The sequence below is a fragment of the Extensimonas vulgaris genome, assembly GCF_003337425.1.
Classification (GTDB): domain Bacteria; phylum Pseudomonadota; class Gammaproteobacteria; order Burkholderiales; family Burkholderiaceae_C; genus Extensimonas; species Extensimonas vulgaris.
The window spans coordinates 298,850-315,314 of sequence record NZ_QPJU01000002.1 but is presented as its reverse complement, the minus strand read 5'-3'; the positions used below and the strand labels follow the sequence as shown (position 1 = coordinate 315,314).

Sequence of the window (16,465 nt, the reverse complement as noted above, 5' to 3'; positions counted from 1 at the left end):
GCAGCGGACTTGCGGCAAAATAGCACGGTCGTTCTATTTTTTACCATGTCCGCACCGCCCAAACCCCGCCTCCTGGCCACGAAACCACGCGCTGCCAAGCCCAGCGCCGCGCGCGCCTTGCAAAAAGGCCGGCAGACCAAGGCCGCGATCGTCGATGCGGCGCTGGGGCTGGCGACGCACATCGGGCTCGAAGGGCTCTCGATGGGGGCGCTGGCCGAGCTCATGGGCATGAGCAAGTCGGGCGTGTTCGCGCACTTCGGCTCGCGCGAGGAGTTGCAGATCTCGGTGATCCGCGAATACCACGCGCGCTTCGAGCAAGAGGTGTTCTACCCCGCCTTGCAGGCGCCGCGCGGCGTGGCGCGTCTGCGTGCGCTGTTCGAGCGCTGGATGGCGCGCACCTCGGTCGAGATCGACTCGGGCTGCATCTACATCAGCGGCGCGGTCGAATTCGACGACCGCCCCGGCCCCGTGCGCGACGCGCTCGCGTCTTCGGTGCGCACCTGGCACGCGGCCCTGAAGCGCGCGATCGTGCAATGCAAGGAGTGCGGCGAGTTGCGCGCCGACACGGACGAGGAGCAAATGCTGTTCGAAATCCACGGCCTGATCCTCGCGCTGCACTACGAGGCGCGCTTTTTACAGACGCCCGGATCGCTCACGCGCGCGCTCACGGGCTTTGACCACATCCTGCAGCGTTATGGTGCAAAAGTGCCACCAATGCAGGTTTTACCTTCACCCTCCACTCCCAAGGAATGAGCACCATGCCGACTTACACCCCGCCCTTGCGCGACATCGAATTCGTCCTGCACGAAGTCTTCGGACTCAGCGACGAGCTCAAAGCCATGCCGCCCTACGCCGATTTCGACGCCGACACGCTGCGCGCCGTGCTCGAAGAAGGCGGCAAGTTCGCCGCCGAGGTGATTTTCCCGCTCAACATGAGCGGCGACACCGAGGGCTGCACGCTCGACCCAGCGACGCACGCCGTGCGCACGCCGACCGGCTTCAAGGAGGCTTACGCGCAGTACGTGGCCGGCGGCTGGCCTGCGCTGTCGTGCGACCCGGCTTACGGCGGCCAAGGGCTGCCCATGGTCATCAACCAGTGCTTTTATGAAATGCTCAACGCCGCGAACCAGGCCTGGACCATGTACCCCGGCCTCTCGCATGGCGCCTACGAATGCCTGCACACGCACGGCACGCCCGAGCAAAAGCAGCTGTACCTGCCGCGGCTCACGAGCGGGCACTGGACGGCCACCATGTGCCTGACCGAGCCCCACTGCGGCACCGACCTGGGCCTGCTCAAGACGCGCGCCGAGCCGCAACCCGATGGCAGCTACAAGCTCACCGGCACCAAGATTTTCATCAGCGCGGGCGAGCACGACCTGGCGGAAAACATCGTGCACCTGGTGCTCGCGCGCCTGCCCGACGCACCTGCGGGCAGCAAGGGCATCAGCCTGTTCGTCGTGCCCAAATTTCTGCCGCAGGCCGACGGCAGCCTTGGCGCGCGCAATGCGATCTACTGCGGCGGCCTCGAACACAAAATGGGCATACGCGCGAGCGCCACCTGCCAGATGGTGCTCGACGGCGCCACGGGCAGCCTGGTGGGTGAGCCGCACAAGGGGCTGGCCGCGATGTTCGTGATGATGAACGCCGCGCGCCTGGGCGTGGGCGTGCAGTCGCTGGGCCTGACCGAGGTGGCCTACCAGAACGCGCTGGCCTACGCCAAGGAGCGCCTGCAGATGCGCAGCCTCTCGGGCCCCAAGGCCAAGGACCAGCCCGCCGACCCCATCATCGTGCACCCCGACGTGCGGCGCATGCTGCTCACGGCCAAGGCCTGGGCCGAGGGCGGACGCGCGCTCGCGATCTACTGTGCGCTGCTCGTGGACAAGGAGCTGCACCACCCCGACGAGAAGGTGCGCGCCGAAAGCGCCGAGCTCGTCGCGTTGCTTACGCCCATCGCCAAGGCCTTCCTCACCGACAACGGCTACCAGGCCACCACGCTGTGCCAGCAGGTCTTCGGTGGCCACGGCTACATCAAGGAGTGGGGCATGGAGCAATTCGTGCGCGATGCGCGCATCAACATGATCTACGAGGGCACGAACGGCATCCAGGCGCTCGATCTGCTCGGGCGCAAGGTGCTCGCCAACCAGGGCGCGACGCTGCGCAAGTTCGGCAAGCTCGTGGCCGCGCTGGCGCAGCAGGAAGCCGCGAACCCGCAAATGGCCGAATTCATCCAGCCGCTGGCGGGCCTGGGCGAAAAAATGACCCAGTTCACGACCGAAATCGGCATGAAAGCCATGCAGAACCCGGAAGAAGTGGGCGCCGCCGCGACTGACTACCTGCGCGTGGCCGGGCACCTGGTGTTCGGCTACCTGTTTGCGCGCATGGCGCAAGCGGCGCTGCGCCAGATCGCCGCGGGCCATGCCGAACCGTTTTACCGCGCCAAGCTGCAGACGGCGCGCTTTTACTTCGCGCGCCTCTTCCCCGAAACCGCCGCGCTCATGCGCAGCGCGCGCTCGGGCAGCCAGGTGCTGATGGACACCGAGGCGGCGCTGGCCGAATGATTGAACCCAGATTGTCCATGAGGCGGCGCTGCGCGCCTACGCGGGCGCTGGTGGACGTCTGCCGGTCATTTTGGCCGCGGCTTCGTCGTTCATGGCCCCGGCCATGCACTCCTCAGCCGCGACCAAACTGCCTCGCCAGCCGCCTCGCCATCATCCCGCGTCCTAATGGACAATCTGGGTTGAGAGCCATTTTGGCCTCTAGCCCTTTACCAGCAAGCGTTACAAGCTATTTTTAAAAGAGTAATGGGCCGATGCCGCGTGCGGGACTCCAGCATTGCGCTGATACTCGGCCTCTATTCCTTGCCTTCCCTACACCGATCGAGGAGACCCGTTTTGACGACCCCCACCCCCGCTGCACCACACCCTTTCGACGAGGCCATGGCCTTCACGCCCTGCGATGCACCCGCAGGCTGGCCCGGCCATGCGGGCACGCGCTACTGGCAAGGCCGCACGCACCCGGGCTACGCGAACATGGTCGGGCCTTTCGGCGGCATCACCGCAGCGCAAGCGCTCAACGCCGTGATGCTGCACCCCGAGCGCCTGGGCGAGCCGCTCGCCCTCACCGTGAACTTTGCCGGCCCGCTGGCCGACGGCCCGTTCATCGCCGCGGCCACGCCGCTGCGCACCAACCGCTCCACGCAGCACTGGAGCGTGGCGCTGCTGCAGACCGACGCAAACGGCGCGCTCGCCGTCACCACCACGGCCACGGCCGTGACCGCGGCGCGGCGCGAAACCTGGAGCGTGAGCGACACGCCCGCGCCCCCCGTGCCGCGCCCGCACGAGGTGTTGGCCGAAGCACGCGGCGGCGTGCCCATGGAGTGGCGCAACCGCTACGAGATGCGCGCGATCGTCGGCGACTTTCCGCGCGTATGGGACGACAGCCACGGCCACAGCAGCCTCACCCAGCTATGGATGCGCGACGCGCCGCCGCGGCCGCTCGACTTCTGCGCGCTCGCGGCGCTGTGCGACCTGTTTTTTCCACGCCTGTTTTTGCGCCGCGCGCGCCGCGTGCCCATTGGCACGGTGTCGATGACGGTGTATTTCCACGCTGGCAGCACGGAGCTCGCGGCCACAGGCACCGGCTACCTGCTCGGCCAGGCACAGGCACAGGAGTTTCGCAACGGCTTTTTCGACCAGACCGCGCAGGTGTGGAACGAAGCCGGCACCATGCTCGCGACCACGCACCAGGTGGTCTATTACAAAGAATAAGGCCCGCACGAAGCCGCGGACGACACGCACTTTCCCCCATCCTTTGAGAACCCCCCATGAGCTCCAGCAACCAGGACATCCTGCAGCACACCGAAGCCGGCGTGTGCACCATCACCTTCCACCGCGTGGACAAGAAAAACGCCTTCACTGCGGCCATGTACGCCACGCTGGCCGCCACGCTCGCTGCGGCCGAGGCCGACCCGCAGGTGCGCGTGCTCGTGTTCCAGGGCGACGCGACCGTGTTCAGCGCGGGCAACGACATTGCCGACTTCCTCGAGCGCCCGCCCGCCGGCCCAACCGCGCCCGTGTTCGACGTGCTGCGCGGCCTCGCGACCTTCTCCAAGCCCATGATAGCCGCCGTCTGCGGCCCGGCCGTGGGCCTGGGCACGACCATGCTCTTTCATTGCGACCTGGTCTATGCGGGCGACAACGCGGTGTTTTCCATGCCTTTCGTGAACCTTGGCCTGTGCCCCGAGGCCGGCTCCAGCCTGCTCGCGCCGCAAATCCTCGGCTACCACCGCGCGGCCGAGGCGCTGTTGTTCGGCGAGCCCTTCCTGGCCGAAGCCGCGCTCGAAGCCGGCCTGGTCAACCGCGTGGTGCCGCCCACCGAATGCAACGCGCTGGCCCAGGCGCAAGCGAAAAAGCTCGCGGCCAAGCCCTTGAGCTCCCTCATCGAGACCAAGCGCCTGCTCAAAAAAGGCCAAACCCCCGCCGTGCTCGAGCGCATCGCCGAAGAGGCTGAAACCTTCAGCCGCCTGCTCACCGCCCCGGCCGCGCGCGAAGCCTTCACCGCGTTCCTCGAAAAGCGCCGCCCCGATTTCAGCAAGCTCTGAAAGCGCCGCCCGCGCCACGCGGCGAAAGCGTCTTGTGTGCTAGGAGCCTGTCGGACTTTGGGCGTCGAAAGCGAGAAGGTGCCCCAGCGAGGCCAGTTTTTGCCGGATTCGCAGCCCCATAGTGGTGCTATGGGGCAAGAAGACGGTAAAAAATGGGCCGCTGCGGCGCATTCGCAGCCGACGATTCCAAAGTCCGACAGGCTCCTAGTGCAGTGTTCGACGCTATCTGCGACATAAAACCGCGTCTTTTCGGCCCGGGCCGCGTTGCAAATCCTCGCAATACCACCCGGTATCGCTGCGGTTTGCGCCTTGCCCAGACCAAAAATCCATCGGTTTTATTTGTCGCATCAAGCATCAAACACTGCACTAGCGCAAGGCTTGTAAGCGCATGCAACGACCGAGCGCTTTGCTTACCGCTTTTGCGCGTTGCGGCAGGACTCCCAAGGGGCGCGGCGCCTACGATGAAGGTTCTTTTTCGAGGAGAACCGATGGCCGTGCAATCCCCCTTTTTCGGCAAACGTGAACCCGATGCGTTTGCATCGCGCCACAGCACCATGCCCGCCACGGGCACTTCCAGCGCGCCGGCGCCGGCAAGCGCCGGCGCCGCAATGTCCAAAACCGCGCCCGACAGCCAGGGCAGCAAGCTCATCGTCGGGCCCAACATCAAGCTCAAAGGGGTCGAAATCACCGATTGCGACACCTTGGTGGTCGAGGGTACGGTCGAAGCCACCATGGACTCGCGCGTGATCCACATCGCTGCACAAGGCGCCTTTCGTGGCTCGGCAGAGATCGACATCGCGGAAATCCATGGCGAATTCAACGGCGCGCTCACCGTGCGCCAAAAGCTCGTGATCCACAGCACGGGCAAAGTCAGCGGCAAGATCCGTTATGGCAAGCTGGTGGTCGAAGAAGGTGGCCAGCTCGCGGGCGAGGTTGGCGTCGGCGTGGGCACTCCCGCGCATGCCGGCACTGCGGCAGGCACAGAAGCCGGGCCGCATGCCGTCGCTGCCTGACGGACTGCGCACGGGGCACGTTGCCCAAAGCTGCTGAAGAAGCTGCTGACGAACGCCGGGGCACTATCATCCCCGCATGCTGATCGAGACCCTGGAGACCGCGCGCGATCTGGGACGCCTCAAGGAAATCCTGGGCGTGCTGGTGCGCCATGGCTTTGGCGACACGGTGCGCCGGCTCGGCCTGGCCGACAAGCTCGAGCGCGCGGGCGCGAAGCTGCACTGGCACCTGCCCACGGATTTGGCGCGGCTCGAGCCGCCCGTGCAGGTGCGCCTGGCGCTCGAGGAGCTGGGGCCGACTTTCGTCAAGTTCGGGCAGATCCTCGCGGGTCGCGCCGACCTGTTCAGCCCACCCTGGATCGCCGAATTCGAAAAGCTGCACAGCAACGTGCCTGCGCTGCCGCTGGACGCGCTGCGCCCGCAGCTGCGCGCCGACCTCGGTGGCGAGCCCGAAGAGGTGTTCGCGCGCTTCGACCCCGAGCCGCTCGCCGCCGCCTCGATCGCGCAGGTGCACCGCGCACAGCTGCACGACGGCACCGAGGTCGTGGTCAAGATCCGCCGCCCCGGTATCACCGAAATCATCGAAGCCGACCTGCGCCTGCTGCAGCGCCTGGCCGCGCTCGCCGAAGTCGAGCTGCCCCACCTCAGGCCCTTCCACCCGCAGGAGCTGGTGCGCGAGTTCGCGCGCTCGCTGCGGCGCGAGCTCGATCTCGCGGCCGAATGCCGCAACGCCGAACGCATCGCGGCCAACCTCGCGGCGCTGCCCTACATCATGATCCCGCGTGTGCACTGGCGCTACACCGGCGAGCGCATCAACGTGCAGGACTTCATCGCGGGCGTGCCCGGCAACGCGCTCGAACAGCTCACGCCCGAGGCCGGCTTCGACCGTCAGCTGCTGGCGCGCCGCGGAGCACTCACAGTGCTCAAAACCATCGTCGAGGACGGCTTTTTCCATGCCGACCCGCACCCCGGCAATGTGTTCTACCTGCCCGGCAACCGCATCGCCTTCATCGACTTCGGCATGGTCGGGCGGCTCTCGCAGCGCCGGCGCGACGAGCTTTTGCACCTGCTGCTGGGCCTCGTGGAGCCGCAGCCGCCCACGGTGGCCGAAGTCTTGCTCGACTGGACCAGCAACGCGCACGCGGTGAGCCTGTCGCAGCTCGAGTCCGAAATCGAGGATTTCGTCGACCAGTACCAGGGCGTGCCGCTCGCACAGCTGAGCCTCGCGCAGATGCTCACCGACGTCACTGCGATCCTGCGCACGCACCGGCTGGGCCTGCCCTCCGACCTGGCGCTGCTGATCAAGGCCTTCATCACGCTCGAAGGCATGGGCCGCGGTCTGGACCCCGACTTTCACATGGCCGCCGAGGCCGAGCCGCTGCTGCAGCAGGTCGCGCAGGCCCGCTACACGCCGCGCGCCGTGGGCCGGCGTGCCTGGCAGACGCTGCGCCGCAGCCTGAGCACGCTGGAACACCTGCCCGAAGATCTCACGCGGCTGCTGCGCAACGCACGGCGCGGGCGCGTGCAGGTGCACGTGGAGGTCGCGCACCTCAAGCGCGTGGGCGACCAGATCGACCGCTCGGCCAACCGCCTGGCCATGGCGCTGGTGATCGCCGCGCTGATCGTCGGCTCGTCCATCGTCATGACCGTGCGGGGCGGCCCCACGCTGTTCGGGCTGCCGGCCTTCGGCTTCCTGGGCTTCCTGGCGGCCGTGGTCTGCGGCCTGTGGCTGGTGCGCGCGATCTGGCGCAGCAGCCACCGCGGCGAGGATGAGTGAACCCGCCACGCGTGAACCCGACTGCTCGGCCGCGCGCGCCGGGCCGGCACACGCATCCTCAGGGATAACACCGCCACCGCACCACCCGTTGGGTGCGTACAGTGCTTCGTACAATGGGGGGTTCGTCCGACCGTGCCCACTGCGCCCCTTGATCGATGGGCCGGGCTCGTGTACCGCCTTACCAAGGAGACAGCATGCAGGCATTGCTCAAATTATCCAAAGCGATCGACTGGCTCAACGCCCAGGTCGGCAAATACGCCATCTGGCTGATTTTTGCCGCCACCCTCATCAGCGCGGGCAATGCGGTGGTGCGCAAAGTATTCAACTACAGCTCCAACGCCTGGCTCGAAGTGCAGTGGTACTTGTTCGCCTGGTCGTTTCTGGTGGCCGCCGGCTACACGCTGCTGCAGCGTGAGCACGTGCGCATCGACGTGCTCAACAGCCGCCTGCCCAAGAAGGTGCAGGTGTGGATAGACATTCTGGGTTTTGCCTTTTTCCTCACGCCGCTGTGCGTGGTGGTGCTCTACCTGAACATCCCGATGGTGATCGAGAAGTTCCAATCAGGCGAAATGTCGGCCAATGCCGGTGGCCTGGTGCGCTGGCCCGTGTGGCTCGCGCTGCCCGTGGGCTTTGCGCTGCTGCTCTTGCAGGGCTGGTCGGAGCTGATCAAGCGCGTCGCCTACCTGCGCGGCCAGGGGCCGGACCCCATGGGGCGCCTGGGTGAGAAATCGGCCGAGGAAGAACTCGCGCAAGAACTGTTGCGCGCCGCCCAGAACAACGACACCGCGCCCGCTGCCGGCGGCGCTCGCTAACCCCCGGCAGGAGCCTGCACCATGGAATTGTTGACCGCCAACTTCGCCCCCTTCATGTTTGCGGGGCTGATTCTCTTTTTGCTGCTGGGCTTTCCCGTGGCCTTCAGCCTCGGGGCCTGCGGCCTGTTCTTCGGCTTCATAGGCATAGAGCTCGGCGTATTTCCGGCCTCCATCGTCGCCTGGCTGCCGCAGCGCCTGATCGGCATCATGGCCAACGACACGCTGCTGGCCGTGCCCTTTTTCACGCTCATGGGCCTGATCCTCGAGCGCAGCGGCATGGCCGAGGACTTGCTCGACACGGTGGGGCAGGTGTTCGGCCCCGTGCGCGGCGGGCTCGCGCTGGCCGTGATCTTCGTCGGCGCACTGCTCGCCGCCACCACGGGCGTGGTCGCGGCGTCGGTCATCTCCATGGGCCTGATCTCGCTGCCCATCATGCTGCGCTACGGCTACAACCGCCCGGTCTCGGCGGGCGTGATCGCGGCCTCGGGCACGCTCGCGCAGATCATCCCGCCGTCGCTGGTGCTGATCATCATGGCCGACCAGCTAGGCCGCAGCGTGGGCGACATGTACAAGGGCGCCTTCCTGCCGGCCTTCATCCTGGTGGGCTTTTATGTGTTGTTCGTGGTGGCGCTGGCCATTTTCCGCCCCGCGATGGTGCCCGCGCTGCCCCCCGAGGCGCGCACCTACCGCGAGCCCAACGGCAGCAGCGGCTACCCCTCGCTGTTCGTGGTGCTGGCCATCTCGGCGGTGGTGGCGGGCGCCATGGCGCACTACATGCCGCAATTGCACACCTGGTGGCAGGGCGAAGCGGTCGATGTCGTGCCCACCGACGAAAAAGTCGTGGTCGCCATGTGCGGCGGCGTGTTCGTGGCCTGGCTGATCGCGGCGCTCAACCGCCTGCTCAAGCTCGGCCTGCTGTCGCGCCTGGCCGAGCGCGTGACCTTCGTGCTGATTCCGCCGCTGCTGCTGATCTTCCTCGTGCTGGGCACCATCTTTCTGGGCGTGGCCACGCCGACCGAAGGCGGTGCCATGGGTGCGGTGGGCGCGCTGATCATGGCCGCCTTGCGCGGGCGCATGAGCTGGTCTTTGCTCAAGCAGGGGCTGGCGTCGACCACCAAGCTCGCCTCGTTCGTGATGTTCATCCTGATCGGCTCCACCGTGTTCAGCATGGTGTTCCAGGCCGCAGACGGACACAAATGGGTGGAGGAGCTGCTGCGCAACCTGCCCGGCGGGCAGGTGGGCTTTCTGATCTTTGCGAACCTCGTGGTGTTTTTCCTCGCGTTTTTCCTCGACTATTTCGAGCTCTCGTTCATCGTCGTGCCGCTGCTCGGGCCGGTGGCGGACAAGCTGGGCATAGACCTGATCTGGTTTGGCGTGCTGCTCGCGGTCAACATGCAAACCTCGTTCATGCACCCGCCCTTTGGCTTTGCGCTCTTTTTCCTGCGCTCGGTGGCGCCCGAAAAGCCTTATATCGACAAGGCCACCGGCAAGCGCATGGAGCCCGTGACCACCATGCAGATCTACAAGGGCGCGATTCCGTTCGTGCTGATGCAATTGGTCATGGTGGGCGTGCTGATCACCTTCCCCGGCCTCGTGACGGGCAGCCTGGACGCGCAGGTCAAGGTCGATATGGACGCCGTGGGTGCCGAGATGCGGGAAAGCCTGGAGGGCAGCAGCGGCTACGGCACGGGCGACGACGCCGCGACCACGCCCGCTCAGGATGCCGCCAGCGATGCGCAGGCGCCCGCCGCGGCGAGCTCCGCCGAGCCCACCCCACCCGGTGCAGAGGGCTACGGCGCAGAAAGCGACGACCCGATGAAGGCCATGAACGATGCCTTGAAGAAGAAATAGCGCCGAGCATTTCGATCCACAAAAAAGCCGCGACATGTCGCGGCTTTTTTGTGCGGCGCCTGGGAAAGGTTCGTATCCCAGACCCCAGACCCTGTTTCGAACCTCTCAGATTTTGACGGTGTTCATGTATTGGTTGTACGGGAACTCCGAGAAGCGGTTCCACAGAATCTGGTCGCGCTGGAAGGTGCGCATGTCATCGTAGATTTTCTTGAACTCGGGCGACTTGGCGCAGTGCTCGTCATAGACCTCCATGGAGGCCTTGAAGCCCGCATCCATGACCGGCTTGGGAAACATTTTGAGTTTGGTGCCGCTGGCCACGAGGCGCTTGAGCGCGATCGGGTTCAGGGCGCCGTACTTGGCGGTCATGTCCGCCGCTGCAACCGCACCGGCCGCCTTGACGATGGCCTTGTTTTCGGCCGAGAGCTTTTCGAAGGCCTTGTTGTTGATGAAGAACTCGAGGTCGGCGCTGCCCTCCCACCAACCGGGATAGTAATAAAAGGGCGCAACCTTGTTGAAGCCCAGCTTTTCGTCGTCGTAAGGGCCGACGAACTCCACGGCGTCGAGGGTGCCCTTTTCGAGCGCCTGGTAAATATCGCCGGCAGGCATGCTTTGCGACACCACGCCCAGCTTGGCCATGGCTTCACCAAAAATACCGCCACCCAGACGCATCTTGAGCCCCTTGAGGTCGGCCGGCGTCTTGATTTCCTTGCGGTACCAGCCACCCATCTGCGTGGTGGTGTTGCCCGCGCTCATGGTGCGGAAGTTGTATTTGGCGAAGAAGGCGTCGAGCAGCTTGCGACCGTTGCCGTGGTCTTTCCAGGCGCTCATCTGCAGCGTGGTCGGGCCAAAGGGCACGGCGCAGCTCATGGAGAAGATGGGGTCCTTGCCGGCAAAGTAATACGCTGCCGTCAGCGCCATTTCGATCGTGTCTTTTTCGAGCGCGTCGACCACGCCGAATGCCGGCATCAGCTCGCCCGCGGGGTGCACGGAGACCTCGAACTTGCCGCCCGAGAGTTCCTTGACGGTTTGCGAAAATTTTTCACCGCTACCGAAAATGGTGTCGAGCGACTTCGGGAAGCTCGCTGCCATGCGCCAGCGCACCGCCGCCTGGGCGTGCACTGCGGGGGCTGCACCTGCGGCCAGCACGCCAGCGATGCCGGCATTTTTGATCAACGATCGACGATCCATAAGATTCTCCTGAATAAAAACATAGGCTGTACGCACCGCGCGCCAACCCCCGAAACAGGGATTGTAAAAATCTGCAGCCCATCCGCCCTACGGGAAAACCCGTGTCTTCACCCCGAAGCGGCGTGCAATGCATCGCCCGCTTACACCGTCGCCGCAGGCAGCTCAAAGCGCGCACGCACGCTGCGCTCTATACCTGCCGCGTCCAGGCCCTGCAGCGCGAGCAGCTTGGCCGGGTCGCCGTGCTCGATGAAGCGGTCGGGCAGGCCCAGCTGCAGCACGGGCCGCAGCAGGCCTGCGGCGTTCAGCGCCTCGGTGACGGCGCTGCCCGCGCCGCCCATGATGGCGCCTTCTTCCACGGTCACGAGCGCGTCGTGGCTCGCGGCGACTTCGAGCAGCAGATCTTCGTCGAGCGGCTTGGCCCAGCGCATGTTGACCACCGTGGCGTCGAGCGCCTCGGCGGCCTGCAGCGCGGGGTACAGCAGCGTGCCGAATGCGAGGATGGCGATGCGCGGCGCGGTTTCGGGCGCTTCGCCCGCGTGGCCGCGGCGCAGGCGGCGGATTTCTCCTTTGCCGAAGGGCAGCCCCTCAAGGTCTGACAGCGGCGCCACCCCCACGCCCGCGCCGCGCGGGTAGCGCACGGCCACGGGGTGGTTCTGCGCATACGCGGTGCTCAGAAGCTGGCGGCATTCGCGCTCGTCGGCCGGGCAGGCCAGCGCCATGTTGGGAATGCAGCGGATGAAGGCGATGTCGTACGCGCCCGCATGCGTGGGGCCATCGGCGCCGACCAGGCCCGCGCGGTCGAGCGCGAACACCACGGGCAGGTTTTGCAGCGCCACGTCGTGGATCATCTGGTCGTAGGCGCGCTGCAAGAAGGTGGAATAAATCGCCACCACGGGCTTGAGGCCCTCGCAGGCCAGGCCCGCGGCAAAAGTGACGGCGTGCTGCTCGGCAATGCCCACGTCGAAAAATCGTGCGGGAAAGCGCTGGTGGAATTCGACCATGCCCGAGCCTTCGCGCATCGCCGGCGTGATGCCCACGAGGCGCTCGTCCTGCGCCGCCATGTCGCACAGCCACTGGCCGAACACCTGCGTGAAGGTCTGGCGCGGCGCCACGGCGGGCGGCACCAGGCCCACGGCAGGGTCGAACTTGCCGGGGCCGTGGTAGGCCACGGGGTCGGCCTCGGCGAGCTTGTAACCCTGGCCCTTCTTGGTCACCACGTGCAGAAACTGCGGGCCTTTGAGCTCCTTGAGGTTTTCGAGCGTGGGGATCAGCGAATCGAGGTCGTGGCCGTCGATCGGGCCGATGTAGTTGAAGCCGAATTTCTCGAACAGCGTGGCCGGCACCACCATGCCCTTGGCCTGCTGCTCGAAGCGCTTGGCGAGCTCGAGCAGCGGCGGCACGGGGCGCAGCATGGTCTTGCCGACGTTTTTTGCCGCAGCGTAGAAATGTCCGCTCATGAGCTGCGCGAGGTAGCGGTTGAGCGCACCCACGGGCGGGCTGATGCTCATGTCGTTGTCGTTGAGGATGACGAGCAAGTCGGCCTCGGCCACGCCCGCGTTGTTGAGCGCCTCGAAAGCCATGCCCGCCGTCATGGCGCCGTCGCCGATCACGGCCACGCAGTGGCGCTGCACGCCCACGAGTTTGGCCGCGATCGCCATGCCCAGCGCCGCCGAGATGCTGGTGCTCGAATGCGCGGTGCCGAAAGCGTCGTAAGGGCTTTCGCTGCGCAGCGGAAAGCCCGAGATGCCGCCGAGCTGGCGCAGCGTGGCCATGCGCTCGCGCCGGCCCGTGAGGATTTTGTGCGGGTAGGTCTGGTGCCCCACGTCCCACACCAGGCGGTCGTGCGGCGTGTCGAAGACGTAGTGCAGCGCGATGGTCAGCTCCACCGTGCCGAGGTTGGAGCTCAGGTGCCCGCCGGTCTTGGAGACGCTGTCGAGCACGAAGGCGCGCAGCTCGGCAGCCAGGCGCTTGAGCTCCGCGCGCGGCAGACGGCGCAGGTCTGCCGGGTCATCGATGGTCTGCAGCAAAGCGTAAGGTGACTGGGACATATCCTACTTTTTTAATAGCTGCTTGCGCTTATGGGATAAGCGTTAGAGGCCAATTTGACATAAACATTTGAAGGACTGCATGGCGCCTTCAGTGTTCAGGAGGAGCGGCACACCACCATCTCGGCGAGCGCCGCGAGGGCGCGCGTGTCGGGCAGGCTGCTGGCTTCGAGCGCGGCCTGCGCCTCGGTGAGCAGCTGTTGTGCCTGCGCCTGCGCGCCCGCCAGGCCGAGCAGCGAGACGTAGGTCGGCTTGCCGTGCGCGGCGTCCTTGCCCGCGGTTTTGCCCAGCGTGGCCGAGTCGGCGGTCACGTCCAGAATGTCATCGACCACCTGGAAAGCCAAGCCCAGCGCAGCGCCGTAGCGCGCCAGAGCGACCCACGCGGGTGCGTGCGACAGCATCGCACCGGCGCCGCAGGCCGCACCCATGAGCACGCTGGCCTGCAGCAGCGCACCCGTCTTGAGCTCGTGCATGCGGCGCAGCTGCGCGAGGTCGAGCGTGCGCCCCACGCTCGCGAGGTCTATGGCCTGCCCGCCCGCCATGCCCGCGGAACCCGCAGCGCGCGCAAGCAGGCGGCACAGTGCGGCCTGCACCTCGGCGCCAGCGCGCCCATCGTCGGGCGTGAGCAGCTCAAAGGCAAACGCCTGCAGCGCGTCGCCTGCGAGCAGCGCCAGCGCCTCGCCATACTGCACGTGCACCGTGGGCTTGCCACGGCGCAGCACGTCGTCGTCCATGCAGGGCATGTCGTCGTGCACGAGCGAATAGGCGTGGATCAACTCCACCGCGCAGGCCGCGCGCAGCGCCATGTCTTCGAGCGCAGCCTGCGTTTTTTCGTCCTGCGTGGCCGCGCCGCTGCGCATGGCCTCGAACGCCGCGCGCACGAGCAATGCGCGCAGGCGCTTGCCGCCACCGAGCACGGCGTAGCGCATGGCCTCACCCAGACCATCGGGCGCGTCCACGCCCACCCATTGCGACAACGCCTGTTCCACGCGCGCGAGCTCGGCGCGGCTCCAGGCGTCGAGCACAAATTCCGGGGGCTTGGCGACTTGCACGCGGCTCATTCCTGCGTCCAGGGTTGCAGCTGGCCGCCGTCGAGCACCTTGATCTGCTCCTGCACGGCTTCGAGCCGGGATCGGCAAAAGGCCAGCAGCGCCGCACCGCGCTGGTATGCCGCGAGCATGTCTTCGAGCGGCAGCTGCCCCGATTCGATGCGCGCCACGAGCTGTTCGAGCTCCGCGAGCGCGGCTTCATAGCTCGCGGGCATGGTGTCGGAAGAAGAAGCGGTTGCAAGGGCCTGAGGCATGGGCAAGAAGGGCTGGCCGGGATGAAAACGGCGATTCTAGACCGCTGCCTCAAGAACGCATGGCGCCAGGGCATCGCGCTGCAAACGCCAACGCCAGCACGCCACCGATGCCTACCCCACCCCGCAGACCTGCCCGCCCGGGTCGTTGTGCGCGAGCTCGCGCAGGTCCTTGGCTTGCGCCACGTCGAGGTCGCGCGGCAGGGTGACGCCGTTTTTCACGGCCAGGATTTCGGCCATCACGCTCACGGCGATTTCGGGCGGCGTCTTGCTGCCGATGTAGATGCCGATCGGGCCGCGCAGGCGGCGCAGACTCTCTTCGGTCTGGCCGAAGTGCTCGATCAGGCGCGCGCGGCGTGCGGCGTTGTTGCGGCGCGAGCCTATGCCGCCGATGTAGAAAGCCTCGGTCTGCAGCGCCTCGATGAGCGCGAGGTCGTCGAGCTTGGGGTCGTGCGTGAGCGCAACCACGCAGCTGCGCCGGTCGGGCTTGAAGGCCTGCACCACGTCGTCGGGCATGTCGGTCACGAGGGTGGCGCCGGGCACCTGGAAGGCGCTGCGGTATTCCTCGCGCGGGTCGCAGACCGTGACGGCGAAGCCGCAGAACAGCGCCATGGTGGCGAGGTATTCGGCGAGCTGGCCCGCGCCGATCAAGAGCATGCGGTAGCCGGGGCCGAAGGTATTGGTGAGCTGCTGCGCGTCCAGCGTCAGCGCGGCAGGCGCGGCGGCGGGCGTGAGCGTGACCGCGCCGTCGGCCAGGCGCACGCTGCGCTGCACGAGCCGCCCCGCGTCGAGCGCGGCGATCAGCTCACCCAGCGGCGCGGGCGCGGGGTCGTATTCGAGCAGCAGCTCCAGCGTGCCGCCGCAGGGCAGGCCGAAGCGGTGCGCCTCGTCGGCGCTGATGCCGTATTTGACGAATTCGGGCGCGCCGGGCGCGATGCGGTGCGGGTCTTGGCCCTGTTGCGGCGCGGGCGCCTGCGCCGCTGCAGGCCGCTGGTAGCGGCTGGTGTAGCGCGCGATGAGGTCGTCTTCGATGCAGCCGCCCGAAACCGAGCCGACCACCGCGCCGTCTTCGCACAGCGCCATGATCGAGCCCACGGGCCGCGGCGACGAGCCCCAGGTGCGCACCACCGTGGCCAGCAGCGCATGCCGGCCCGCTGCGCGCCAGCCGTGCAGGCTGCGCAGCACCACGAGATCGAGGTTTTCCATCGTTCGCTCCTTCAGTCACGCATTTGTGCACCAAGCCATCGGTCAGGAGGGCTCACTTCGCGAACCACCAGACGAGCAGCAGCACCACCACGGCGCCGCCCACGGCCCAGACCCAGGTCGGGATGCCGCCCGCAGCCGGCGCGGGGACCGGCGCCGGGGCCGCCGCTGCGGCAGCGGGCGCCGGGTAGCGGCGCTGCAGCTCTTCGTCGAAGCGCTGGAAAAAGTCCTCGGCCATGGACTTGGCCGCGCCGTCGATCAGGCGCTGGCCCAGCTGCGCGATCTTGCCGCCCACGGTGGCGTGCACGGTGTAGCGCAGCTCGCAGCGCGGCCGCCCGGATTCGTCGGGCGGCAGCGCTGCGAGCTGCACCTGCGCCGTACCCTTGCCGAAGCCCGCCACGCCGCCCGAGCCTTCGAAGGCGAGCGTGTAGCTTTGCGGCGCGACGATGTCCGAGAGCTTGATCTTGCCCGCGAACTTGGCCGACACCGGACCGATCTTGAGCGCCTGCGCGACGCTGAACTGGTTCTCGCCCGTGGCTTCGATCTTTTCGCAGCCGGGGATGCACAGTTTGAGCACCTCGGGGTCGTTGAGCGCATCCCAGGCCTGTTGCTGGCTCACGGCGAGGGTGCGGCTGGCTTGCATTTCCATGATTTTTTCCTTTATTGCAAGAAATTTGGA

At 66.8% G+C, this 16,465-nt stretch carries 14 protein-coding genes; 8 read left to right on the top strand and 6 right to left on the bottom strand.

Translation table 11 applies throughout. From position 1 onward, the window contains the following. Window positions 1-45 precede the first annotated feature (45 nt). From DFR45_RS04385 to DFR45_RS04350, 8 genes are all read left to right on the top strand, one after another. Complete coding sequence (locus DFR45_RS04385; RefSeq protein WP_114482469.1) at window positions 46-753, top strand: TetR/AcrR family transcriptional regulator; 708 nt, start codon at window positions 46-48, stop codon at window positions 751-753. Window positions 754-758: 5 nt separating this feature from the next. Beyond that, a complete protein-coding gene (locus tag DFR45_RS04380) occupies window positions 759-2,558 on the top strand; it encodes an acyl-CoA dehydrogenase C-terminal domain-containing protein (protein ID WP_114482695.1) in 1,800 nt (599 codons plus the stop codon). Window positions 2,559-2,891: 333 nt separating this feature from the next. Next, on the top strand, window positions 2,892-3,767 hold the full coding sequence (locus tag DFR45_RS04375) for an acyl-CoA thioesterase (RefSeq protein WP_421782900.1): 876 nt from the start codon (window positions 2,892-2,894) through the stop codon (window positions 3,765-3,767). A 56-nt stretch (window positions 3,768-3,823) separates the two neighbouring features. Then, window positions 3,824-4,600, top strand: a complete 777-nt coding sequence (locus tag DFR45_RS04370) for an enoyl-CoA hydratase (protein WP_114482467.1) — start codon at window positions 3,824-3,826, stop codon at window positions 4,598-4,600. Between the two features lie 488 nt (window positions 4,601-5,088). Beyond that, a complete protein-coding gene (locus DFR45_RS04365; protein ID WP_114482466.1) occupies window positions 5,089-5,613 on the top strand; it encodes a bactofilin family protein in 525 nt (174 codons plus the stop codon). A gap of 76 nt (window positions 5,614-5,689) precedes the next feature. Then, on the top strand, window positions 5,690-7,387 hold the full coding sequence (locus DFR45_RS04360; RefSeq protein WP_114482465.1) for an ABC1 kinase family protein: 1,698 nt from the start codon (window positions 5,690-5,692) through the stop codon (window positions 7,385-7,387). Window positions 7,388-7,581: 194 nt separating this feature from the next. Next, window positions 7,582-8,199, top strand: coding sequence for a TRAP transporter small permease subunit (locus tag DFR45_RS04355; RefSeq protein WP_114482464.1), 618 nt, complete (start codon window positions 7,582-7,584; stop codon window positions 8,197-8,199). 21 nt (window positions 8,200-8,220) lie between these two features. Continuing rightward, window positions 8,221-10,050, top strand: a complete 1,830-nt coding sequence (locus DFR45_RS04350; protein ID WP_114482463.1) for a TRAP transporter large permease — start codon at window positions 8,221-8,223, stop codon at window positions 10,048-10,050. A 105-nt stretch (window positions 10,051-10,155) separates the two neighbouring features. On the opposite strand, the gene DFR45_RS04345 is transcribed toward DFR45_RS04350, so the two are convergent. The 6 genes from DFR45_RS04345 to DFR45_RS04320 form a co-directional block, all read right to left on the bottom strand. Further along, entirely contained in the window at window positions 10,156-11,238 is a 1,083-nt protein-coding gene (locus DFR45_RS04345) for a TRAP transporter substrate-binding protein (RefSeq protein ID WP_114482462.1), read from the bottom strand. A gap of 140 nt (window positions 11,239-11,378) precedes the next feature. Then, window positions 11,379-13,286: a 1-deoxy-D-xylulose-5-phosphate synthase gene (gene dxs / locus DFR45_RS04340; RefSeq protein WP_114482461.1), complete on the bottom strand. Its 1,908-nt coding sequence runs from the start codon at window positions 13,284-13,286 to the stop codon at window positions 11,379-11,381. Between the two features lie 95 nt (window positions 13,287-13,381). Then, window positions 13,382-14,344, bottom strand: a complete 963-nt coding sequence (locus tag DFR45_RS04335) for a polyprenyl synthetase family protein (RefSeq protein WP_114482460.1) — start codon at window positions 14,342-14,344, stop codon at window positions 13,382-13,384. Beyond that, a complete protein-coding gene (locus DFR45_RS04330) occupies window positions 14,341-14,586 on the bottom strand; it encodes an exodeoxyribonuclease VII small subunit (RefSeq protein WP_114482459.1) in 246 nt (81 codons plus the stop codon). The genes DFR45_RS04335 and DFR45_RS04330 overlap by 4 nt, the downstream gene beginning before the upstream one ends. A 111-nt stretch (window positions 14,587-14,697) precedes the next feature. Further along, window positions 14,698-15,789 (bottom strand): XdhC family protein, encoded by a 1,092-nt coding sequence (locus tag DFR45_RS04325; RefSeq protein WP_114482458.1) that lies wholly within the window; start codon window positions 15,787-15,789, stop codon window positions 14,698-14,700. A gap of 52 nt (window positions 15,790-15,841) precedes the next feature. Continuing rightward, window positions 15,842-16,435, bottom strand: a complete 594-nt coding sequence (locus tag DFR45_RS04320; protein WP_114482457.1) for an SRPBCC family protein — start codon at window positions 16,433-16,435, stop codon at window positions 15,842-15,844. Window positions 16,436-16,465: the final 30 nt, after the last annotated feature.

Coding starts and splice junctions, on each gene's coding strand:
- DFR45_RS04385 (WP_114482469.1), top strand. CDS start 46: ATGTCCGCACCGCCCAAACCCCGCCTCCTGGCCACGAAACCACGCGCT.
- DFR45_RS04380 (WP_114482695.1), top strand. CDS start 759: ATGCCGACTTACACCCCGCCCTTGCGCGACATCGAATTCGTCCTGCAC.
- DFR45_RS04370 (WP_114482467.1), top strand. CDS start 3,824: ATGAGCTCCAGCAACCAGGACATCCTGCAGCACACCGAAGCCGGCGTG.
- DFR45_RS04365 (WP_114482466.1), top strand. CDS start 5,089: ATGGCCGTGCAATCCCCCTTTTTCGGCAAACGTGAACCCGATGCGTTT.
- DFR45_RS04360 (WP_114482465.1), top strand. CDS start 5,690: ATGCTGATCGAGACCCTGGAGACCGCGCGCGATCTGGGACGCCTCAAG.
- DFR45_RS04355 (WP_114482464.1), top strand. CDS start 7,582: ATGCAGGCATTGCTCAAATTATCCAAAGCGATCGACTGGCTCAACGCC.
- DFR45_RS04350 (WP_114482463.1), top strand. CDS start 8,221: ATGGAATTGTTGACCGCCAACTTCGCCCCCTTCATGTTTGCGGGGCTG.
- DFR45_RS04345 (WP_114482462.1), bottom strand. CDS start 11,238: ATGGATCGTCGATCGTTGATCAAAAATGCCGGCATCGCTGGCGTGCTG.
- dxs (WP_114482461.1), bottom strand. CDS start 13,286: ATGTCCCAGTCACCTTACGCTTTGCTGCAGACCATCGATGACCCGGCA.
- DFR45_RS04335 (WP_114482460.1), bottom strand. CDS start 14,344: ATGAGCCGCGTGCAAGTCGCCAAGCCCCCGGAATTTGTGCTCGACGCC.
- DFR45_RS04330 (WP_114482459.1), bottom strand. CDS start 14,586: ATGCCTCAGGCCCTTGCAACCGCTTCTTCTTCCGACACCATGCCCGCG.
- DFR45_RS04325 (WP_114482458.1), bottom strand. CDS start 15,789: ATGGAAAACCTCGATCTCGTGGTGCTGCGCAGCCTGCACGGCTGGCGC.
- DFR45_RS04320 (WP_114482457.1), bottom strand. CDS start 16,435: ATGGAAATGCAAGCCAGCCGCACCCTCGCCGTGAGCCAGCAACAGGCC.